The organism is Paraburkholderia sp. J10-1 (genome assembly GCF_905220165.1).
Lineage (GTDB): Bacteria > Pseudomonadota > Gammaproteobacteria > Burkholderiales > Burkholderiaceae > Paraburkholderia.
Genome location: NZ_CAJMYW010000007.1, coordinates 361,275 through 382,121 on the forward strand (window position 1 = coordinate 361,275; position 20,847 = coordinate 382,121).

General features: G+C 64.5%; 16 protein-coding genes. 6 read left to right on the top strand and 10 right to left on the bottom strand.

What is annotated here, in order from left to right:
• Positions 1-57: 57 nt before the first annotated feature.
• The 5 genes from U5A65_RS23290 to U5A65_RS23310 form a co-directional block, all read right to left on the bottom strand.
• On the bottom strand, positions 58-1,248 hold the full coding sequence (locus U5A65_RS23290) for a sugar transporter (protein WP_321947618.1): 1,191 nt from the start codon (positions 1,246-1,248) through the stop codon (positions 58-60).
• Between the two features lie 115 nt (positions 1,249-1,363).
• Positions 1,364-2,686, bottom strand: a complete 1,323-nt coding sequence (locus U5A65_RS23295; protein ID WP_321936577.1) for an MFS transporter — start codon at positions 2,684-2,686, stop codon at positions 1,364-1,366.
• A gap of 98 nt (positions 2,687-2,784) precedes the next feature.
• Positions 2,785-3,423, bottom strand: a complete 639-nt coding sequence (leuD, locus tag U5A65_RS23300) for a 3-isopropylmalate dehydratase small subunit (RefSeq protein ID WP_321936578.1) — start codon at positions 3,421-3,423, stop codon at positions 2,785-2,787.
• On the bottom strand, positions 3,416-4,834 hold the full coding sequence (leuC, locus tag U5A65_RS23305; RefSeq protein ID WP_321947620.1) for a 3-isopropylmalate dehydratase large subunit: 1,419 nt from the start codon (positions 4,832-4,834) through the stop codon (positions 3,416-3,418). Before leuC ends, leuD begins: the two co-directional genes overlap by 8 nt.
• Before the next feature lie 31 nt (positions 4,835-4,865).
• Entirely contained in the window at positions 4,866-5,744 is an 879-nt protein-coding gene (locus tag U5A65_RS23310; RefSeq protein WP_321947622.1) for an alpha/beta hydrolase, read from the bottom strand.
• Between the two features lie 117 nt (positions 5,745-5,861).
• Here U5A65_RS23310 and U5A65_RS23315 point away from each other — a divergent pair, with 117 nt between their 5' ends.
• Both U5A65_RS23315 and U5A65_RS23320 read left to right on the top strand, forming a co-directional pair.
• Positions 5,862-6,770: a LysR family transcriptional regulator gene (locus U5A65_RS23315; protein WP_321910314.1), complete on the top strand. Its 909-nt coding sequence runs from the start codon at positions 5,862-5,864 to the stop codon at positions 6,768-6,770.
• A gap of 224 nt (positions 6,771-6,994) precedes the next feature.
• Entirely contained in the window at positions 6,995-7,819 is an 825-nt protein-coding gene (locus U5A65_RS23320; RefSeq protein ID WP_321910316.1) for an alpha/beta hydrolase, read from the top strand.
• Positions 7,820-7,853: 34 nt separating this feature from the next.
• Here U5A65_RS23320 and U5A65_RS23325 read toward each other — a convergent pair whose 3' ends face one another.
• Both U5A65_RS23325 and U5A65_RS23330 read right to left on the bottom strand, forming a co-directional pair.
• Positions 7,854-8,102: a hypothetical protein gene (locus tag U5A65_RS23325; protein WP_321947624.1), complete on the bottom strand. Its 249-nt coding sequence runs from the start codon at positions 8,100-8,102 to the stop codon at positions 7,854-7,856.
• 60 nt (positions 8,103-8,162) lie between these two features.
• Complete coding sequence (locus U5A65_RS23330; protein ID WP_321947625.1) at positions 8,163-8,579, bottom strand: MarR family winged helix-turn-helix transcriptional regulator; 417 nt, start codon at positions 8,577-8,579, stop codon at positions 8,163-8,165.
• 433 nt (positions 8,580-9,012) lie between these two features.
• Here U5A65_RS23330 and U5A65_RS23335 point away from each other — a divergent pair, with 433 nt between their 5' ends.
• The gene (locus U5A65_RS23335) at positions 9,013-11,256 is read left to right on the top strand and encodes an NADP-dependent isocitrate dehydrogenase (protein WP_321910322.1); all 2,244 of its coding nucleotides are present in this window, start codon (positions 9,013-9,015) and stop codon (positions 11,254-11,256) included.
• A 138-nt stretch (positions 11,257-11,394) separates the two neighbouring features.
• On the opposite strand, the gene ilvD is transcribed toward U5A65_RS23335, so the two are convergent.
• Entirely contained in the window at positions 11,395-13,254 is a 1,860-nt protein-coding gene (gene ilvD, locus U5A65_RS23340; protein ID WP_321936584.1) for a dihydroxy-acid dehydratase, read from the bottom strand.
• 296 nt (positions 13,255-13,550) lie between these two features.
• Between ilvD and U5A65_RS23345 the strand changes: the two genes are divergently transcribed.
• Together U5A65_RS23345 and U5A65_RS23350 are read left to right on the top strand one after the other, a co-directional pair.
• Complete coding sequence (locus tag U5A65_RS23345; protein ID WP_321947626.1) at positions 13,551-13,763, top strand: hypothetical protein; 213 nt, start codon at positions 13,551-13,553, stop codon at positions 13,761-13,763.
• 106 nt (positions 13,764-13,869) lie between these two features.
• A complete protein-coding gene (locus tag U5A65_RS23350) occupies positions 13,870-15,258 on the top strand; it encodes an alkaline phosphatase family protein (RefSeq protein ID WP_321910328.1) in 1,389 nt (462 codons plus the stop codon).
• A 38-nt stretch (positions 15,259-15,296) separates the two neighbouring features.
• Here U5A65_RS23350 and cynR read toward each other — a convergent pair whose 3' ends face one another.
• On the bottom strand, positions 15,297-16,193 hold the full coding sequence (gene cynR / locus U5A65_RS23355) for a transcriptional regulator CynR (protein WP_321910331.1): 897 nt from the start codon (positions 16,191-16,193) through the stop codon (positions 15,297-15,299).
• Between the two features lie 183 nt (positions 16,194-16,376).
• On the opposite strand from cynR, the gene U5A65_RS23360 reads away from it, so the two are divergent.
• On the top strand, positions 16,377-16,676 hold the full coding sequence (locus U5A65_RS23360; RefSeq protein WP_321947627.1) for a hypothetical protein: 300 nt from the start codon (positions 16,377-16,379) through the stop codon (positions 16,674-16,676).
• Here the strand turns inward: U5A65_RS23360 and U5A65_RS23365 are convergent.
• On the bottom strand, positions 16,630-20,826 hold the full coding sequence (locus U5A65_RS23365) for a sulfite reductase subunit alpha (RefSeq protein WP_321947629.1): 4,197 nt from the start codon (positions 20,824-20,826) through the stop codon (positions 16,630-16,632). The genes U5A65_RS23360 and U5A65_RS23365 overlap by 47 nt on opposite strands.
• Positions 20,827-20,847 lie beyond the last annotated feature (21 nt).

The window sequence follows — 20,847 nt, forward strand, 5'->3', positions numbered from 1 at the left end:
CGCGAAATGTCCAGTCTGGCTAAAGGGCCATCGATCAGCAGCTTGCCAAGCCGCGCTTCAATGGTCCGAAGGATGCGCCCGCGCATACATGCGCAATGCGAGCCAGCACACCGCTGCCCCAACGCCGCCCACCACGCCGCCGAACGAGCCGACCCACGACACGCCAAAGCCGTTGGCGATATGGTTGCCCAGCAGCGCGCCCGCGCCGATCCCCACGTTATAGAGCCCGGAATAGATCGAGACCGCGAGGTCCGTGGCTTGCGGCGCGAGTTTGAGCACCCATGCCTGCATCGCAAGGCCAAAAGAAACGATCGCGCCGCCCCAGACCAGCGTATGAACCGACAACGTGACGATGCTCAACGCAGCGGGAAACAGGACGAGCAGGCATACGCACACGGCAATCACAGCCGCCTGCAGGAATTGCGCGGGATCGCGCGGGTAAAGGCGATTGAAGCAAATGGCCGCTGGAATGCCGGCACCGCCGAACAGGATCAGGATATAGGTGATGCGCTGACTGCTTTCGTGACCCACGGTGTGAATGAACGGCTCGATATACGTATACGACGTGAAGTGCGCGGTCACGACGAGTATCGTCAGCAGATAAAGCGAGGCCAGCATCGGCTTTCTGAACAGCACGGGTACGCTGCTGAACGAGCCCGTTTGCTGGCTCGGCAAGGCGGGCAGCCACATGCGCAACATCAGCAGCGCAACCGCCGCCGCGCCCGCGATGACGAAGAAAGTCTGCCGCCAGCCCAGCGTCTCGCCAATCACGCGCCCAAGCGGAATGCCCGCCACCATGGCGATCGATGTGCCCATGCCGAGCATGGCGAGCGCACGGCTCTTGTTGCCGGGCGGCGCGAGCCTCACCACCAGCGAAACGGAGATCGACCAGAATATCGCGTGCGCAAATGCAATACCGACGCGGCCCACCATCAGCACCGTGAAATTCCACGCCACGCCGGTCACGATATGGCTGACGATGAAGAGCCCGAATATCCAGGTCAGCAGCTTGCGGCGTTCGACGTTGCGTGTGAGCAGCATCAAGGGCAGCGACGCCACGGCCACCGTCCACGCGTAGATCGTCAGCATGAGGCCGACGTCGGTCGGTTGCATGTTAAGGCTGTCGCCAATGGCACTCAGCAGCGCAACGGGCACGAACTCGGTCGTGTTGAAAATAAAGGCCGAAAGCGCCAGGACGAGCACGCCCCACCACGAGTGCCCGGAAGAGACCGGTTCAGGCGTCGACATACGAGAGATGCGGGAATCGATAAAGGGCAATTATCGCGTATCGCGCGTTTCAAGCTCTCCGAACCGTACAGTGCCTCTTCTGGCCCTCGCCGCAAGCCGCGAGGGCCGGCCCAGATCACTGGCTTACGCGAACCGCCGCGCGCCGGGCACGCAGTCCGAACGCATAGGCAAGCACGGCCGAAACAAGCAGCGTGGCGCTGACGAAATACAGCCCCAGTGAATAGTCGCCGCTCAGGTCGCGCAACCGGCCAATCACCATCGGGCCGATCGTGCCGCCGATGAGGCTGCCCATCGCGTTGATGAGCGCAATGCCCGCGGCGGCAGCAGAGCCCGAGAGAAACTGCGTGGGCATGCTCCAGAGCGGCGGCTTCGCCGCGTTGATGCCGAAGTTCGCGATCGAGAGCCCGACGATCAGCACAATGACATTGGCGGCGTGACCGGACATCAGCATGCCGATGCCGGCCGCGAGACACGCAATCGCAACATGCAGGCGGCGCTCGTTCGTGCGGTCCGAGTTGCGCGCCCAGAGCACCATCGTCACCACCGCGAACAGGTTCGGAATCGCGTTCACGACACCCAGTTCGAAGTAGCTGAAGCCAAAGCGGTGGATGATCATCGGCGCCCAGATGCCAATGGCGTAGAGTCCGGTCGACGTGCCCGCATAGACGAGCGCAAGCAGCAGCACGCGCGGGTCCTTCACTGCGCCCCACACGCTCGACTTGCTCTGTGCCGCTTTCGCTTCGCGCTCGCGCCGCATTTCGGCGCTCAGCCACTGGCGCTCGGCGGGCGCGAGCCACTGTGCGTCCTCGGGCCGGTCAGTCAAATAGAAGTACGAAACGATGCCGAGCAGCACGGTCGGCGCGCCTTCCACGAGGAAGAGCCACTGCCAGCCGTGCAGATGCGCCACGCCCTCCAGGTTCATGAGCGCGCCGGAAATGGGCGAGCCGATCATGTTCGAGAGCGGCGCGGCGGTCATGAACATGGCCGTGACGAATGCACGGTGGCGCGCGGGAAACCAGAAGCTCAGGTAAAGAATGATGCCTGGAAAGAAGCCCGCTTCAGCGAGACCGAGCACGAAACGCAGCGTATAAAAGCTGTACGGGCCCGTGACGAACGCCGTGGCTGCGGAAAGCAGACCCCATGCAACCATCAGCAGTGCGATCCATCTGCGCGCGCCAACGCGCTGCAACGCAAGGTTGGACGGCATGCCCGCCGCGATATAGCCGACGAAGAAAATCCCCGCGCCCACGCCGAACATGGCCTGCGTGAGCCCGATGTCGTGATTCATCGTGAGCCCCGCGAAGCCGACGTTCACGCGGTTCAAAAAACTCAGGAAATACAGGACGATGATGAACGGCGTGATGCGCCGTGAGACCTTGCGCACAACGCTGGGCTCCAGCGCGGCGGCGTCCTGCGGATGGACTGCGGCAATGCTCATGGGTTGTCTCCGTATGGGCGCACTTGCCGCGCATGGCGGTGAGTGCGCCCCTGTGCCGTTGCGCGCGATGCACGAACGGTCTGGTTATAGCAAGGGGATTAAGCGCGTTGCTGCTGCGCCGGCAGATCGATGCGGCACCACGGCTGCGTCGCCCAATGTTTCGCCTCGAAGGCGTCGATCGCTTCCTGCTGGCGCAGCGTCATACCGACCATGTCGAGCCCTTCCACGAGCATCTGCTTCTGCCGTGCCGGCAGCGAGAACGCATAGCGCTGCCCCGAAGGCGCGATCACCACTTCGTTGTCGACATCGATCGATACGTGTTTGTCGTCGCCGCTCGCGATCTCCGCGACCAGCGCCTCGACTTGTTCCGGCGGCAGCGTGACGAGCAGCAAGCGGTTGTTCGTCGAATTGAAGTAGAAAATCTCACCATAGCTCGGCGCGATCACGGCTTCGAAACCCGCCTGCTGCAAGCCCCACACGGCATGTTCGCGGCTCGATCCGCAGCCGAAGTTCGAGCCCCCGATCAGCACCTTCGCGTCGCGATACTCAGGACGATTGAGCACGAAATCCTCACGCACGCGGCCATCGGCATCGAAACGCAAGTCGTACAGCAGCCCGCGCGCGAGCCCCGATTTGTCGATGCCGAGCAGAAACTGCTTGGGCATGATCTGGTCGGTGTCGAGGTTGTTGACGGGCAGTGGCGCGGCAACGCCCGAGATCGTGAACGGCTTAGCCATGTGCAAGCTCCTTGCGAATGTCGACGATGCGGCCCGCCAGCGCGGCGGCGGCGGCCATTGCGGGGCTCATCAAATGCGTTTTGCTGTCGCGCCCCTGGCGCCCTTCGAAATTGCGGTTCGTCGTCGAGGCGCAGCGCTCGCCTGGCGCTAGCACGTCGTCGTTCATCGCGAGGCACATCGAGCAGCCCGGCTGACGCCACTCGAACCCCGCGTCGATCAGCGTCTGCGCAATGCCTTCGCGCTCCGCCTGGTCGCGCACCATGCCCGAACCCGGCACGACCATCGCGCGCACCGTCGCGGCCACCTTGCGGCCGCGCACGACCTGGGCAACGGCGCGCAGGTCCTCGATGCGCGCATTCGTGCAGGAGCCGATGAACACGCGGTCGATTGGCGTGCCCTCGATCGGCGCGCCTGCGGCGAGGCCAATGTAATCGAGCGCCTTGTGCAGCGTCGCGGCGTCGAGACCCGCGCCTTCGGCCGCTTCGGGAATGCGGCCGTCCACCGGCACGGCCTGGTCAGGGCTCGTGCCCCATGTCACGTAGGGTGCAACGCGCGCGGCGTCGAAGCGATGCTCGATATCGAAATGCGCGTCGTCATCGGAGCGCAGTTTCGACCATGCGTTGCATGCGGCGTCGAGCGTCTTTGCATCGAGGTCGCGCACCTTGCTGGCCACGTAGTCGAGCGTCGTGCGGTCGGGCGCGATCAGCGCGGCGCGCGCGCCCGCCTCCACGGTCATGTTGCACAGGGTCATGCGCGCCTCGGCGGAGAGCCCGGCAATGGCTTCGCCCGCATATTCCACGGCGTAGCCGCGTGCGCCCTGCGCGCCGATCTTCGCAATGATGTGCAGCACGAGATCCTTCGATGTCGTCCCCGGCGGCAGCGCGCCGTCCACGACGATGCGCATGTCCTTTGCGACGCGGTACACCAGCGTCTGCGTCGCCAACACGTGTTCGACTTCCGAGGTGCCGATGCCGAACCCGAGCGCGCCCAGTGCGCCGTAAGTCGTCGTGTGGCTGTCGCCGCACAGCACGACCATGCCAGGACGAATCAGACCGATTTCGGGCGCGACCACATGCTCAATGCCCTGCATCGGGTCGTGGATATCGAACAGATGAATGCCCTGCTCCACGCAGTTGCGCGTGAAGTTCGCGGCCTGCTTCGCGGCGTCGACGATCTCGATCGTGCGCGCGGCCACGGGCACCGGCTTGCTGGGAATGACGTGATCGACCACGCCCATCTGCTGGCGCGGGCGGCGCACGCGCAGGCCCTTCTCATGCAAGCCCGCGAATGCTTGCGGGCTCGTGTACTCGTTCATGATGTGCAGATCGGCGTAGAGCAGAACGTGCTCGGCGTCGATGATCGATACGGTGTGCGAATCAACCAGTTTCCGGTAAAGCGTTTGTGAGGACATAATGAAGCCCGACTAAAAAATGACGATCGAATCAGCGCTGCAGAAAAGGCAGCACGCGTTCGAGGAGCAACTGGGGCGCTTCTTCCGCGATGTAGTGGCCACACGGCAGCGCCTCGCCGCTTACGTTCGCGTTCCAGCTACGCCACTCCGCCAGCGGATCGAAGCACTGGCCAACCGTGCCCTGCGCGCCCCACAGCGCGAGGAACGGGCACTCGATGCGCTTGCCCGCCGCCAGATCCGCGCGGTCGTGTTCGAGGTCGATCGTGATCGACGACCGATAGTCCTCGCAGATTCCGTGTGCGGTTGCGGGGTCCGAAAGGCAGCGCCAATATTCCGCGTAGGCCTCGGGCGCGAAAGGCGCGAGCCCCGCGCTACGCGCGCCCATGGTCTGCTTCAAATACAGATCGGGGTCGGCACGGATCAGCGTTTCCGGAAACGGCGCCGGGCGCACGAGAAAGAACCAGTGCCAGTAAGCACGCGCGAACTCGAACGACGTCTGTTCGTACATCGCGACCGTTGGCGCGACGTCGAGGGTCACGAGTTGCGTGACCACGTCCGGATGATCGATCGCCATGCGCGCGGCGACACGGCCACCCCGGTCATGGCCCATCACCGCAAACGAAGCGAAGCCGAGGCCGCGCATGAGCCCAACCTGATCGAGCGCCATGCGGCGCTTCGAATAGTTGGCGTGGTCGGACGTGCCCTGCGGTTTGCCGCTGTCACCGTAACCGCGCAGGTCGGCGGCAACGACCGTGAAGTGCTCCGCGAGCGTGGGCGCCACCTTGTGCCAGATGGCATGCGTTTGCGGATGGCCGTGCAGGAGCAGCAGCGCCGGGCCGCGTCCGCCCTTGATTGCGTGAATGCGGACGCCTTCAATGTCCGCCGACACGTTGGTGAAACCTTCGAACATGCTTGTCTCCCGAGGTTGCATGCAGTCTAATTGATGCCTTAGGCGATTGGGTTTCCGCAAAAGCAATCCGGTCGTAACTTTCAGGAACGAATCACGCACGGCAACCGGAGCGGCTCGATGGACGCGTTTTCCGATCTGAATCTCTTTGCGCTCGTGGCGCGCAACCGCAATCTGGCGGCGGCCGCGCGCGAACTGGGCGTCACGCCGCCCGCTGTGAGCAAGCGTCTCGCGCAACTGGAGCAGCGCCTGGGCGTGCGGCTCGTGAACCGCACCACCCGGCGTCTTTCGCTCACGCCGGAAGGCGAGCTGTATCTCGCGAACGGCTCGCGCATCCTCGACGAACTCTCGGAGCTGGAGCAACTCGTCACGCGCAGCCGCGGCGAACCGGCCGGGCTGCTGCGCGTGAACGCGTCGTTCGGTTTTGGCCGCGCGCACGTCGCGCCCGCGGTATCCGCTTACGTCGAGCGGTTTCCCTCGATGAAAATCCAGCTGCAATTGACCGAACGGCCGCTCAGCCTGCAGGAAGAAGGCTTCGATCTCGGCATTCGCTTCGGCGAGGTGCCCGACGCGCGCATCAACGCGCGTTTGCTGCTGAAAAATCAGCGCATCGTGTGCGCTTCGCCGGCGTATTTGAAACGGCATGGCAATCCATCGGCACCGCACGATCTGACACGCCACGCGTGCATCGTGCTGCGCGAAAACGACTCGGCATACGGCACCTGGCACTTTTCGCGCGGCAAGCGCACGGAAACCGTGAAGGTCGACGGCGCGCTCTCGAGCAACGACGGCAGCACCGTGCTGCGCTGGGCGCTCGACGGACGCGGCATTGTCGTGCGCTCGCAGTGGGAAATCGGCGAGCACATCGAGCGCGGCGAACTCGTGCCGCTGCTTGCCGAATGGTCGCTGCCGAACGCCGATATTCATGCGATCTATCTCGAGCGCAACAAGCTTTCGGCGAAGCTGCGCAGTTTCGTCGAGTTTCTCGGCGACTATCTGCGCGATGCGGTTGGCGCGGAAATGGCTTAGCCACGCCGGGCCGCACACCCTCGCGTCGTCGATCAGGCGTTCTCTCTATACTCTTTCGCGTGCCTTGCGCCTCTTTCCATGAGGCTCAGGTTCGGGCACGTTCCACCTGCATTGCCCATCCCTGGACGCCGTCACGTACTGCCGCGCGAAACGCGACTGCGCGCGCATGCGCGCCGGCGTCTGTCTGCTTCGTGATGCTGTAGTTAGAAACTGGAGAGTTTCCAATGAGCACCTTCACCACCCGCGATGGCACGTCGATCTATTACAAGGACTGGGGCAGCGGGAAGCCCGTCGTTTTCTCCCACGGCTGGCCGCTCACGGCCGACGCCTGGGACGCCCAAATGCTCTTTCTCGTGCAAAACGGCTTTCGCACGATCGCGCACGACCGCCGCGGCCACGGCCGCTCCGAGCAGCCCGCCAAGGGCAACGACATGGACACGTGGGCCGACGACCTGGCCGATCTGCTCGACAAGCTCGACGTGAAGGACGCCACGCTCGTTGGCCACTCCACGGGCGGCGGCGAAGTCGCGCGCTATATTGGCCGCCACGGCACGAAGCGCGTGTCGGGCGCGGTGCTGATCGGCGCGGTGCCGCCCATCATGATCAAGAGCGAAAAGAATCCGGGCGGCCTGCCCAAAGATGTGTTCGACGGCATCCGCAAGGGCGTGATCGACGATCGCTCGCAGTTCTTCAAGGACCTGGCTGTGCCGTTCTACGGCTACAACCGCAGCGGCGCAAAAGTCTCGCAGGGCGTGATCGACTCGTTCTGGCAGCAGGGCATGTGGGGCGGCATCCTCGCGTTGCATGACTGCGTGCACGAGTTCTCCGAAGTCGATTACACGGAGGACCTCAAGAAGTTCGACGTGCCCACGCTGATCCTGCACGGCGACGACGACCAGATCGTGCCGATCGACGACGCCGGCAAGCTCTCCGCGAAAATCGTCAAGGACGCGACGCTCAAGATCTACCCGGGCGCCCCGCACGGCATGTGCACGACGCTTGCCGATCAGGTCAACGCCGACTTGCTCGCGTTCCTCAATCGCAAGTAATGCGGTGCGCGGCGTGCCCGCTTGATGTGCCCATTTAGCGCGCGCACGCCGTAAGCGCCTCGACATATTGCGCCTGCCACGCCGGATCCTGTGCGAACGCCGCGAGGTCGGCGTGCAGGTCATTCGCGTAGGCCGCAATACACGCGCGGTTGTTCGCCTCCACGGCACGCGGCATGTAAAGAATTGCCGCGACGACCGCTCCCACCGCCAGCGCGGCGATCGCCACGCCAATTGCCCAGCGCCAGGCCTCCTCCGCCGTCCCTTTCAGCGCCGCTTCGCTCATCGTTCTTCTCCTTATTGATTAGCAAGACAATCATTGAGGTTTTAAAAAAGCGCGAACGCCTCAGGCGAGACCCTTGCGTATCTTGCGCATGCCGGTGACCGTCGACTCGAACAGGTCCGAGCCCACTTGCGCACGCAGGCGGCGCGCGACTTCGGCGCTCGCACCGTTGATCGGGCCGTCGAGCGCCGCGCCGCTCGCCGTGGGAAAGAGACCCCATTCGCGGGCGTCGGCCTCGCCCTGGCGGCGCTCGAGCAGGTCCTTCTCGCACAGGGTGTCCACGAGGCGCGTGGCCGTGGGCCGCGCAATGCCGAGCGTTTGCGCGACATCGCTCGCCAGGCACCCAGGCTTGGCCAGCACCACGCGCAGCACGAAGCCTTGCGCGGGCGTGAGGCCGAACGGCGCGTAAGCGGCGCTCCACTCGCGCTCGACGAGCCGCGCGAGTGCCGACGAATTGAAGTAAAGGCAATGATCGAACATGGAACGAATGAGACCACGAATTGATTAGCAAGGCAACCGTTATTGCGCGCTCGAGCGAGGCTGACGGAGCAAAATTCTTATATAAGACTCCCCGATTCACTTCTCTTTTCACAAGGGTCTTTACCAACTTGACACATTATCAAGGGTACGATCCACAAAATCTCAGGGCGGTGAGCGAATCCCCGGAATCACCCTGCAAAGCCTTATGCAACGGGGATCCAGCGCGGAAACGTTTTCAGCGCGCGGCCGGCCAATCAAGGCAAACGCACCGACTTTCTGGTCAATTAACATTGCGCAAGCACATTCCACGATATGAAATACATGCACTGTTGGCCCCCGGCCGGCTGCAAATTCAGGCAAAATCCAGGTGTTTCGCCGACTGCGCGCAGCCGGTGGTGTTATCACCCCGTTTTTGAACCCCGCCAAGAAGCCGATGAGTACCCAGCAACCCACCATCATCTATACCCTGACCGATGAAGCGCCGCTGCTCGCCACCAGCGCGTTTCTGCCGATCATCCGCACCTTCGCTGCGCCGGCCGGCGTGAACGTCGAGACCAGCGATATCTCCGTTGCGGGCCGTATCCTCGGCGAGTTCCCGGAATTCCTCACGGAAGACCAGCGCGTGCCGGACAATCTGGCCGAACTGGGCCGTCTCACGCAGTTGCCGGAAACGAACATCATCAAGCTGCCGAACATCAGCGCATCGGTGCCGCAGCTCGTCGCCGCGATCAAGGAACTCCAGGGCAAGGGCTACAAGGTCCCCGATTTCCCTGAAGATCCGAAGACCGACGAAGAAAAGTCCATCCAGAAGCGCTATTCGAAGTGCCTCGGCTCGGCCGTGAACCCGGTGCTGCGCGAAGGCAACTCGGACCGCCGCGCACCGCTCGCAGTGAAGAACTACGCGAAGAAGCACCCGCACAGCATGGGTGAGTGGAGCATGGCTTCGCGCACCCACGTCGCGCACATGAAGCACGGCGACTTCTATCACGGCGAAAAGTCGATCACGAACGACAAGGACCGTGAAGTCCGCATGGAGCTCGTGACGAAGGGCGGCGAGACCATCGTGCTCAAGCCGAAGGTCAAGCTGCAAGCCGGCGAGATCGTCGACAGCATGTTCATGAGCAAGAAGCACCTGCTGGCCTTCTACGAAGAGCAGATGGAAGACGCGCGCAAGACCGGCGTCATGCTCTCGCTGCACGTGAAGGCGACCATGATGAAGGTTTCGCACCCCATCGTGTTCGGCCACGCCGTGCGCACGTTCTACAAGGACGCGTTCGCGAAGCACGCCAAGCTGTTCGAACAGCTCGGCGTGAACGTCAACAACGGCCTCGTCGATCTCTACACGAAGATCGAAACGCTGCCGGAATCGCAGCGCGAAGAAGTCATTCGCGACATGCACGCTTGCCACGAGCACCGTCCGGCGCTCGCCATGGTCGACTCGGCCAAGGGCATCTCGAACCTGCACGCACCGAACGACGTGATCGTCGACGCTTCGATGCCGGCCATGATCCGCGCAGGCGGCAAGATGTGGGGCGCCGACGGCCGTCCGGCCGACACGAAGTGCCTGATTCCGGAAAGCACGTTCGCGCGCATCTACCAGGAAATCATCAACTTCTGCAAGACCAACGGCGCATTCGACCCGCGCACGATGGGCACGGTGCCGAACGTCGGCCTGATGGCGCAGAAGGCTGAAGAGTACGGTTCGCACGACAAGACGTTCGAGATCCCGCAAGACGGCACGGCGCGCATCGTCGACAACGCCACGGGCGAAGTCCTCGAAGCCCTCACGCAGCCCGTCGAGCAAGGCGACATCTGGCGTATGTGTCTCGTGAAGGACGCGCCGATCCGCGACTGGGTCAAGCTCGCCGTCACGCGCGCGAAGAACTCGAACACGCCGGCCGTGTTCTGGCTCGACCCGTACCGTCCGCACGAAAACGAAGTGATCAAGAAGGTCGAAACGTACCTGAAGGATTACGACACGAACGGCCTCGACATCCAGATCATGTCGCAAGTCCGTGCAATGCGTTACACGCTCGAGCGCGTGATCCGCGGTCTGGACACGATCTCGGTCACCGGCAACATCCTGCGCGACTACCTGACCGACCTGTTCCCGATCATGGAACTGGGCACCTCGGCGAAGATGCTCTCGATCGTTCCGCTGATGGCGGGTGGCGGCATGTACGAAACGGGTGCAGGCGGCTCGGCTCCGAAGCACGTGCAGCAGCTGGTTCAGGAAGACCACCTGCGCTGGGACTCGCTCGGCGAATTCCTCGCGCTGGCTGTGTCGCTGGAAGACCTCGGCATCAAGACGAACAACGCGCGCGCCAAGCTGCTCGCGAAGACGCTCGACGCCGCCACCGGCAAGCTGCTCGACAACAACAAGGGCCCGTCGCCGAAGACCGGCGAGCTGGACAACCGCGGCAGCCAGTTCTACCTCTCGATGTACTGGGCACAGGAACTGGCCGCGCAGAAGGACGACGCGGAACTCGCAGCGCAATTCGCACCGCTCGCGAAGGCACTGGCCGACAACGAGCAGACGATCGTTGCCGAGCTGGCTGCGGTTCAGGGCAAGCCGGTTGACATCGGCGGCTACTACAAGCCGGACTTCGTGAAGCTCGCTGAAGTCATGCGCCCGAGCACGACGTTCAACGCCGCGCTCGCAGCCGTTGCGAAGTAATTGATGGAACCCTCCCCTGCGCTTGTCGCGGGGGACATTCCACCAAATGAATCGAGCCTCCCGATGTAATCGGGAGGCTCGATTTTTTTTGCCTTTCTACTGCGAGGCAAGCCACGCGGCCCGCCTCGCACTGAAGGCTTAGTCGTCCAGCAGCGAGAGGTCGCGCACGGCGCCCTTGTCCGCCGACATCACGAGCTTCGCATACGCCTTCAAAGCCGCCGACACCTTGCGCGGACGCGCCTTCGCCGGCTTCCAGCCTCGGGCGTTCTGCTCTTCGCGGCGGCGCGCGAGTTCCTCGTCCGAAACCAGCACGTTGATCGTGCGATTCGGAATATCGATGCGGATCTTGTCGCCGTCGCGCACGAGGCCGATCGCGCCGCCCGCTGCCGCTTCCGGCGAGCAGTGGCCAATCGAGAGGCCCGACGTGCCGCCCGAGAAGCGGCCGTCGGTCAGGAGCGCGCACGCCTTGCCGAGGCCCTTCGACTTGATGTAGCTCGTCGGGTAGAGCATTTCCTGCATGCCGGGGCCACCCTTCGGGCCTTCATAGCGCACGATCACGACGTCGCCGGCCTTGACCTTGTCGGCGAGGATGTTTTCCACCGCCTCGTCCTGCGACTCGGTCACGTGAGCCGTGCCTTCGAACACGAGAATGCTGTCGTCCACGCCTGCCGTCTTCACGACGCAGCCGTCGAGCGCGATGTTGCCCGTCAGCACGGCCAGGCCGCCCTCCTTCGAGAACGCGTGCTCATACGAGCGGATGCAGCCTTCGGCGCGATCCGAGTCGAGGCTCGGCCAGCGCGTGTTCTGGCTGAACGCGACCTGGCTGGGAACGCCAGCCGGACCGGCCATGTAGAACGTCTTGACCGCGTCGTCCTCGGTGCGCTTGATATCCCACTGCTCGAGCGCGTCGCCGAGCGTCGGCGTGTGCACGGTCGGCACGTCGGTGTGCAGCTTGCCCGCGCGCTCCAGCTCGCCAAGGATCGCCATGATGCCGCCCGCGCGGTGCACGTCTTCGATGTGGTACTTGTTCGTGTTCGGCGCGACCTTGCACAGCTGCGGCACGACGCGCGAAAGGCGGTCGATGTCGGTCATGCCGAAGTCGATGCCCGCTTCCTGCGCAATGGCCAGCAAGTGGAGGATCGTGTTGGTCGAGCCGCCCATGGCGATGTCGAGCGTCATGGCGTTTTCGAACGCCTTGAAGCCCACCGAGCGCGGCAGCACGCGCTCGTCTTCCTGCTCGTAGTACTGGCGCGCGAGTTCGACGATGCGGCGGCCGGCGCGCTTGAAGAGCTGTTCGCGGTCCGCGTGCGTGGCGACCACGGTGCCGTTGCCCGGCAGCGAGAGGCCCAGCGCCTCGGTCAGGCAGTTCATCGAGTTGGCCGTGAACATGCCCGAGCACGAACCGCAGGTCGGGCAGGCGGAGCGCTCGACTTCGGCCACTTCGGCGTCGGAGTACTTGGTATCCGCCGCGATCACCATGGCGTCGATCAGGTCGAGCTTCTTGACTTCGATGGCCTTGGTGACGGGGTTCGCGAGGCGCGTCTTGCCCGCTTCCATCGGGCCGCCCGAGACGAAGATCACGGGAATGTTCAGGCGCATGGCGGCCATGAGCATGCCCGGGGTGATCTTGTCGCAGTTCGAGATGCAGACCATGGCGTCGGCGCAGTGCGCGTTGACCATGTATTCCACCGAATCCGCGATGATGTCGCGGCTCGGCAGCGAATACAGCATGCCGTCGTGGCCCATGGCGATGCCGTCATCGACGGCGATCGTGTTGAATTCCTTGGCTACGCCGCCCGCGGCTTCGATTTCGCGCGCAACGAGCTGGCCGAGGTCTTTCAGGTGCACATGGCCGGGAACGAACTGGGTGAACGAGTTGACGACAGCGATGATCGGCTTGGAGAAGTCTTCGTCTTTCATGCCGGTGGCGCGCCAGAGGGAGCGCGCACCTGCCATGTTGCGGCCGGCGGTGGAGGTTTTGGAACGGTATGCGGGCATTGTGGCTGTAGGAGAAAAATCGCAGAAAGGAAGCGGGCCACGGGAATAAAGGCCCCACGCATGCCCTTGCGAACAACCTCTTGAGCTGCGCTCTGGGCAGAACCCGTAATTATCCCACAGGCCTCGGCGCCGCGCTGTCCACGGCGGTTTTGGCGGTTTTTCTCGCTCCATCATTCGCGCTTTGCATGCCTGGACGCCTCCACATTTTTGGCGGCAGATGTCGAATGAATTCTGGCGGCGTATGGTGGCCATACAGCGTCGTGCAGACGCGCAAACTCAAGCACCTCGGGGGCAATATGAAACATTGGCAACACGCGCGGCGACGCGCGAATCTGGCCGTCACGGGCCTCGCGCTCGGACTCGTTGCGACAGGTACGGGTGTACACCTCTGGCTGCGCGCCGTGGCAGGCGGCAGCGGGGACCAGTCGGTTGCGGTCGGCGCGATTGTGCTGGGCGTCTTTACGGCGATCTACGCCGGACATGAAATCTGGCGCGCGAGGACGCGGTAGGGGCGGGTAAGTCACCGGCAGGTCCCTTCGCTCAGGGTTCCCGCACCTTGCACAAAGCGTGCGGCTGCACCAATACTCTGCGTCAGTCCCCGCGACGGAGAGACCCATGCCCATGCAGAACATCAAGCACGTCGTTGTCGTGATGTTCGAAAACCGTTCGTTTGACACGATGCTTGGCGGCTTGTACACGAACGGCAGCAGCCCCACGCATTTCCTCCCCGCCGCCAGCGCGGACCGGCCATTCGACGGCCTCAAGGCGGGCCTGAGCAACCCGACCCGGGCAGGCGGCACTATCGCCGCGACCACACCGGCCTCCACGGCCACGCTGCCCGACCCCGATCCGCAGGAAACGTTCGCAAACGTGCACATCCAGTTGTTCGGCAACGCCGCTGGGGCCGAGCCCATGTCCGGCTTCGTACAAGACTACGAAACGACCGCGACGACAGATGCGAGCCAGGTCATGCAGTGCCACAGCCCCGACCAGTTGAAGGTGCTCGCAACGCTCGCACGCGAATACGCCGTTTCGGACGCCTGGTTCGCGAGCGTGCCGAGCCAGACGTGGCCGAACCGCGCGTTTGCCCACGCGGGCACGTCGAACGGGCATGTCGACAACGGCGCCCCGCCCGATCCGTTCGACTGGCAGGTGCGCACCATCTTCAACGTGTTGAGTGACGTGGACATGAGCTGGGCCGTGTACAGCGCCGCGCTCGTCGCGCCGTCGCTCACGCTCACCATGTTCCCAACGTTATGGGATCCAAAATATAAAGCGAATTTCCAGCGCTTCGGCAACTTCGTCTCGGACTGCAAGAACAACACGCTGCCGCAGTATTCGTTCATCGAGCCGCGCTTTCTGCTCGATCCCAACGACCAGCACCCGCCACACGACGTCTATGCGGGCGAAAGCTTTCTCTACGACATCTGGCATGCGTTGAGCACCTCGCCCGCATGGCCCGAAACGCTGCTCGTGATCACTTACGACGAGCACGGCGGCACTTACGATCACGTCCTGCCACCCGCCAACGCCGTGGCGCCCGATACCGCAAGCAACCCCGGAGACCAGAACTTCGCCTTCGACAGCTTTGGCGTGCGCGTGCCAGCGGTCGTGGTTTCGCCCTATATCGCACCGGGCACGGTATTTCGCTCGCCCAGCGCCACGCCTTACGACCACACGTCGATTCTCGCCACGCTGCGCGACTGGCTCGACATCGCCCCCGCCGACATGCTCGCGAGCAAGCGCGTGGCGGCCGCGCCCACGCTGGCGCCGTTGCTCACGCTGGACACGCCGCGCACGGACTTGCCAGCCATCGCCGCGCCGCCTGCCTCCGGCTTTATTGCGACCAACCTCGCCCGCCCGCTGAACGACCTGCAAAAGAGTCTCGTAAGCGGCACGGCACGGCGCACCGGGCTCGACCCGGCGGCCACGCTCGGCGCGATGAGCACTCGCCAGCACGCGGTGGACTTCTTCCACAACCTGCTTTCGTCCGGACAATCCTGAGCGGATCAACGAACCGAAAGGGGCATGCGACGCATGCCTCAGGCTTCGCCCAGCCCCTCCTGCGCAATCAACCCGAACAGCACGTCCGAAAACGCGTTGGCGGCGAGCGTGCTCGATGCGTGCCGCCGCTTGAGGAGCGCAACCGTGCGCTGCGGCAACGCCGGCATGACGGGCAGCGTGACGAGCCCGCGATGCTCGCGCAGCACCGCCGATGGCAAGAGCGTGGCGAGCGTGCCGTCCTTCACGAGCTTGAGCACCGTGCCCACCGAGTTGGCCTGCAGCATGACGCGCGGAATCAACTGATGCGCGCGGAAATACGCATCGGCGAAACGTCGCACCACGAAGTCCGGGCTCAGCAGTGCAAGCGGCATCGCCGCAAGCTGGTCAGCCGTCACTTCGGCGCGGCGCCGCGCGAGCGGATGGCGCGTGGCCACAAGCAGCGCCATGTGCTCGGCAAAGAGCGGACGCACTTCGATTTCATCGGAGCGCACGTCCGTGAAGCCAATGCCGAGATCGATTTCGTCACGCTCGAGTCCCCCTTCGATGTCTTCCAGTGGCCGCTCGCTCACGTCGAGCGCGATAGCCGGATGCGCTTCGCGAAAACTGCGCAGCGCGGGGCCGATCAGGTATTCCGCGAAAGTGGGGGTATAGGCGAGCCGCAGCAGGCCGCGCGTGAGGTCGCGCACGTCGTGCAGCGCACGCTTGCCCGCGTCGAGATGCGCGAGCGCCTGGCGCGCGTGGTCGATATACACGCGCCCGAATTCGGTGAGGCTGATGGCCCGGCCGCTGCGGTCGAACAGCGCCCCGCCAAGCTCGTTTTCCAGTTGGCGGATCTGCTGTGAGAGCGCCGGCTGCGAAACGTGCAGCACTTCGGCTGCGCGCGTGAAATTCTTCAACTCCGCCACGGTGAGCACGTAGCGTATCGAGCGAAGCATCAAGATGGCTTGCCTCCCGAATGTCTCCGGATTCTTTTCATAAGGTGCGCTTATCGCGACGATCCAAATATCGTCTTGGACGTGAGCGCGCGCCCTGCGCAAAATAGTTTGCGATGGCGGCGATCCCGTGCGCATGGCGCGCGGCATCGCTTGCCGGACACCATTCTACCGGGGAGCAAACGGATGTTCGAGTCGATCTCGATGAGCGTGGCGGCGGTGTTCGCAGGCTCGTGCCTGACGTTTCTCATCGCCGTCCTGCTGCCCGAACCCGTTGTGGCCAAAGGCGCCGAGGGCGGCCTTTATGCCGGGCTCGGCAATGAAGATGAAAGTTTCGTGCGCGCGAGCCAGGCGCGCACGCGGCGCTTTCGCGCGCTGAAAACGTGGCGCGCGGGCGGCCGCCGTTCGCCGGGCACGACGGTAGTCGCGGGTTGCCCCGTCAATAGACGTCGCGCACGTAGCGTTTGTCCCGCCCGAGCGCACTGACATAGTCGTGCGCGGCCTCGGCGCTCATGCCGCCATGGGCCGCCACCACGTCCCGGAGCGCCGCATCCACATCCTTAGCCATGCGGCTCGCATCGCCGCACACGTAGAGGTGTGCCCCTTCCTGCAGCCACGCCCATAGCTGCGCGCCCTGCTCGCGCATACGATCCTGCACGTACACCTTCTCGGTCTGGTCGCGCGAGAACGCGAGATCGAGCCGGTCGAGGTGGCCGTCCTTGCGCATTTGCTCCAGTTCGTCGCGATAGTAGAAGTCGGTGGCGGCGTGCTGCTCGCCGAAGAAGAGCCAGTTGCGGCCCGTATCGCCACGTGCCTGCCGCTCGTGCAGGAAGGCGCGGAACGGGGCGACACCGGTGCCGGGGCCGACCATGATCATCGGCGCGTCGCCATTACGCGGTGGCCGGAAATGCGTGCTTTTCTGCACGAACACGGGCACGCTGCCCTCGTGCGCGCGGTCGGCGAGGAAAGTCGACGCCACGCCCTTGCGCTCGCGGCGGCCGTTGTTATAGCGCACGGCCGATACGGTCAGATGCACCTCGCCCGCATGCGCCTTCGGGCTCGACGAAATCGAATAGAGCCGCGGCTGCAGGCGTTTGAGCATGCCGAGCAGTTCGGGCGCGGTCATGTCGACGGGGTATTCGTGCAGCACGTCGGCGAGCTGCTGGCCCCAGAGCCAGTTGCGCAGATCGCCCTTGCGCGCCTCGTCCAGCATCTCGGCAAGGCCGCGCGAGCGCGTGCGGGAAGCAATGAACGCAAGCGCATCGGGGCTCGGGCGCGCGATCTCGTAGTGCTTGCTGAGCGCCTCGCCAAGGCGCATCTCGCCCTGGCCGCTCACGGCAACCGACGTGTCGGCGGCGAGGCGCGTGAGGCCCAGCAATTCGTCCACGAGCGCGGGGCAATTGGTCGGCCACACGCCGAGCGCATCGCCCGCTTCATAGTCGAGGCCCGCCTCGCCCGTTGCAAGCGAGAAGTAGCGCGTGTCCTTCGTCGCGCCCTTCATATTCAGGCGCACGTTGCTCAGGAGCTTCGAGGCGGCCGGGCGCGCTTTGGTCGCCGCGCATCCTGGCAGCACCTCGGGAATCGAACCATCGGCAGGCACGGCGTGCAGCGCCGCATCTTCCTGCTTGATACGCACGACGATCCGATCGAGCCATGCGTCTGCGGCGCTCTGGTACTCGCTGTCGCAATCCACCCGCTCCATGAGGCGCGTGGCGCCCAGCGCTTCGAGGCGCGCGTCGAGCTTGCGGCCGTGACCGCAAAACGCGTCGTAATTGCGGTCGCCCAAGGCGAGCACCGAGAAGCGCAGCGATGCAAGACGCGGCGCATTCTCTGCCGCGAGCGCGCTCCAGAACGCCTCGCCATTGTCCGGCGCGTCGCCGTCGCCGAAGGTGCTCGTCATCAGGAGTGCGTACTGTGCTTTTTCGAGACTGGCAAGCGGGTAATCGGCCATGCTGGCCGTGCGGATCTCGAAGCCCGATTCCATGAGCTGCGTGGCGTACTGCTCGACGAGTGATTCGACATTGCCCGTTTGCGAGGCCCACAGCAACACGACCTTCGGGCGCGTGTGCGCAATGCGCACACCATGCGGCTTTTCTTCAGGAGCGGCCGGCACGGCGAGCGAAGCCGTACGCGCGCCAGGCTCGCCGCGGCTGAACAAGCCCGCCAGCAGCCCGTCCAGCCATACGCGCGTGCCGGCCGGAAAGGGGGCGTGCGCGGGCAGCACGGGCACGCCAACGGGCTCGGCTGCCCTCAACGAGCGCAGTCCGCCGACAAAGCCCGAGAGGTACTGGCGCTCTGCGTCGCTCAGTTGTGGCGCGGCGATGTCGTCGAGACCGAGTAGCTGAGAAAAGGCATCGATACGGGACATGTCGAGTTCCTGAAACGGGTTGACGGCTTGCGGCGGGCTCGCGTCGAGCGTGGCCGCATCGGCAAAGGCATCGGCGGCATCCGGCGTGCGCTCGCTCTCGCGCGGCGCAGATTGCGGACCGACGCGCGAGAGCGCCACCGCGCAGAATTTCAATTCGGGCTGCTGGGAAATGGGGTCAACCGCATCGCTCGTGAGCGCGTTCACGCAGAGTTCCTCGCCATACACGTCGTTCCAGTGCATGGGCGCGAAACAGTTGCCTGGGCGCACGCGCTCCGTCACGACGGCAGGCAGCACCACCCGCCCGCGGCGCGAACGCACTTCCACGCGATCCTTCGCGGCAATGCCGAGCGCGGCGGCGTCTTCCGGGTGAATCTCGACGAAGGGGCCCGGGTTGAGCTTGTTGAGCATCGGCACCTTGCCGGTCTTCGTCATGGTGTGCCACTGATGCTGTAACCGGCCCGTGTTGAATACGACCGGATACGTGCCATCCGGCAGTTCGGCGGGCGCGACATGCGGGCGCGCGAAGAACACGCCCTTGCCGTGGGGCGTTGCGAAAGCGATGCGAGGGCGTGTGCCGTCTGCGTTTTCCTTCAGCGTCTGGCTCACGCCATCGTTCACATAGCGAAGCGGGTTGCGATCGTTCATGGCGTCCGGTGCGATGGGCCATTGCAGCGGCGTTTCGCGCAGCTTCGCGTGGCTCGCGCCGCGCAGGTCGTAACCCGTCTTCGGGTTCGAAAACCGCGTGATTTCGTCGAATACCTCGGCGGCGCTCTGGTAGCTGAACGCGTGCGCAAAACCCATCTCGCAGGCCACGCGCGCGATGATCTGCCAGTCGGGCAGCGCTTCGCCTGGCGCTTCGACGGCTTGCTGCATGAGCGTCATGTTGCGCTCGGAGTTGATCATCACGCCCTCGGCCTCGGCCCAGAGCGCACCGGGCAGCAGCACGTCGGCGTATTGATTCGTTTCGGTGTCCAGAAAAGCGTCCTGGGCGATCACCAGTTCGGCGGCTTTCAGGCCAGCCACCACCGTCTGCCGGTTTGCGACGCTCGCAACGGGATTCGTGCAGATGATCCAGCATGCCTTGATCTCGCCCGCCGCCATGCGCGAGAACATGTCGATGGTGCCGCCGCCCACTTTCACGGGCAGCGTGCCGGGCGCCACACCCCACGCCGCTTCCACGAATGCGCGGTCGTCTTGCGCGAGCACCGTGCGCTGGCCGGGCAGGCCCGGCCCCATATAGCCCATTTCACGCCCGCCCATGGCGTTCGGCTGCCCCGTGAGCGAGAACGGGCCGCTGCCGGGGCGGCAAATCTTGCCCGTCGCCAGATGCAGGTTGCAGATCGCGTTCGTGCTCCACGTGCCATGCGTGCTCTGGTTCAGGCCCATGGTCCAGCAGCTCATCCACTCGGGCGCTTCGCCTATCATCTGTGCCGCGCGGAGAATGTCGTCAACGGCCAGGCCCGTGATTTCCGCGACCTTCTGCGGCGTGTAGTCGTCGAGGAACGCGGGCAGCGCGTCCCATCCTTCGGTGTACTGTGCAATGAAGTCTGCGTCGGTGTGACCGTTCTTGTGCAGCAGGTGCAGCAAGCCATTGAGCAGCGCGAGGTCGGTGCCCGGCGCGATCTGCAGAAAGAGCGAAGCCTTGTCTGCGGTCGCCGTGCGGCGCGGGTCCACCACAATGAGTTTCGCGCCCGCCTTCACGCGGTCCATCATGCGCAGGAACAGGATGGGATGGCAGTCCGCCATGTTCGCGCCGATCACGAAGAACAGGTCTGCCTTGTCGAAGTCCTGATACGAGCCCGGGGGGCCGTCCGCGCCCAGCGAAAGCTTGTAGCCGCTGCCTGCGCTCGCCATGCACAGACGCGAGTTCGATTCGATATTGTTGGTGCGCACAAAGCCCTTGGCGAGCTTGTTCACGAGATACTGCGCCTCGATCGACATTTGCCCCGATACGTAGAACGACAGTGCGTCGGGACCGTGCGCGTCGAGCGTCGCGCGCAGGCGGCGCGCGGTATCGGCGATCGCCTGCGCGAGCGGCAGCGGCACCGGGTCCTCGTCGCGCGCATGGCGCACGAAGGCACGCTCGAGACGCCCCGACTTGCGCAGCGCCACGTGCGCCGAGGAACCCTTCGTGCAGAGGCGGCCGAAGTTGGTCGGATGCTCGGCGTCGCCGGAGATCTTCGCGACCTGACCGTCCTCGACGTGCAGGATCATCCCGCAGCCTACGCCGCAGTACGGGCAAACGCTTTTTACGCTCTCGCTGCTCATGCGGTCGATCGATATCAGCTT

Coding starts and splice junctions, on each gene's coding strand:
- U5A65_RS23365 (WP_321947629.1), bottom strand. CDS start 20,826: ATGAGCAGCGAGAGCGTAAAAAGCGTTTGCCCGTACTGCGGCGTAGGC.
- U5A65_RS23310 (WP_321947622.1), bottom strand. CDS start 5,744: ATGTTCGAAGGTTTCACCAACGTGTCGGCGGACATTGAAGGCGTCCGC.
- U5A65_RS23330 (WP_321947625.1), bottom strand. CDS start 8,579: ATGTTCGATCATTGCCTTTACTTCAATTCGTCGGCACTCGCGCGGCTC.
- U5A65_RS23290 (WP_321947618.1), bottom strand. CDS start 1,248: ATGTCGACGCCTGAACCGGTCTCTTCCGGGCACTCGTGGTGGGGCGTG.
- U5A65_RS23345 (WP_321947626.1), top strand. CDS start 13,551: ATGAAACATTGGCAACACGCGCGGCGACGCGCGAATCTGGCCGTCACG.
- U5A65_RS23295 (WP_321936577.1), bottom strand. CDS start 2,686: ATGAGCATTGCCGCAGTCCATCCGCAGGACGCCGCCGCGCTGGAGCCC.
- U5A65_RS23360 (WP_321947627.1), top strand. CDS start 16,377: ATGTTCGAGTCGATCTCGATGAGCGTGGCGGCGGTGTTCGCAGGCTCG.
- U5A65_RS23335 (WP_321910322.1), top strand. CDS start 9,013: ATGAGTACCCAGCAACCCACCATCATCTATACCCTGACCGATGAAGCG.
- cynR (WP_321910331.1), bottom strand. CDS start 16,193: ATGCTTCGCTCGATACGCTACGTGCTCACCGTGGCGGAGTTGAAGAAT.
- leuC (WP_321947620.1), bottom strand. CDS start 4,834: ATGTCCTCACAAACGCTTTACCGGAAACTGGTTGATTCGCACACCGTA.
- ilvD (WP_321936584.1), bottom strand. CDS start 13,254: ATGCCCGCATACCGTTCCAAAACCTCCACCGCCGGCCGCAACATGGCA.
- leuD (WP_321936578.1), bottom strand. CDS start 3,423: ATGGCTAAGCCGTTCACGATCTCGGGCGTTGCCGCGCCACTGCCCGTC.
- U5A65_RS23350 (WP_321910328.1), top strand. CDS start 13,870: ATGCCCATGCAGAACATCAAGCACGTCGTTGTCGTGATGTTCGAAAAC.
- U5A65_RS23325 (WP_321947624.1), bottom strand. CDS start 8,102: ATGAGCGAAGCGGCGCTGAAAGGGACGGCGGAGGAGGCCTGGCGCTGG.
- U5A65_RS23320 (WP_321910316.1), top strand. CDS start 6,995: ATGAGCACCTTCACCACCCGCGATGGCACGTCGATCTATTACAAGGAC.
- U5A65_RS23315 (WP_321910314.1), top strand. CDS start 5,862: ATGGACGCGTTTTCCGATCTGAATCTCTTTGCGCTCGTGGCGCGCAAC.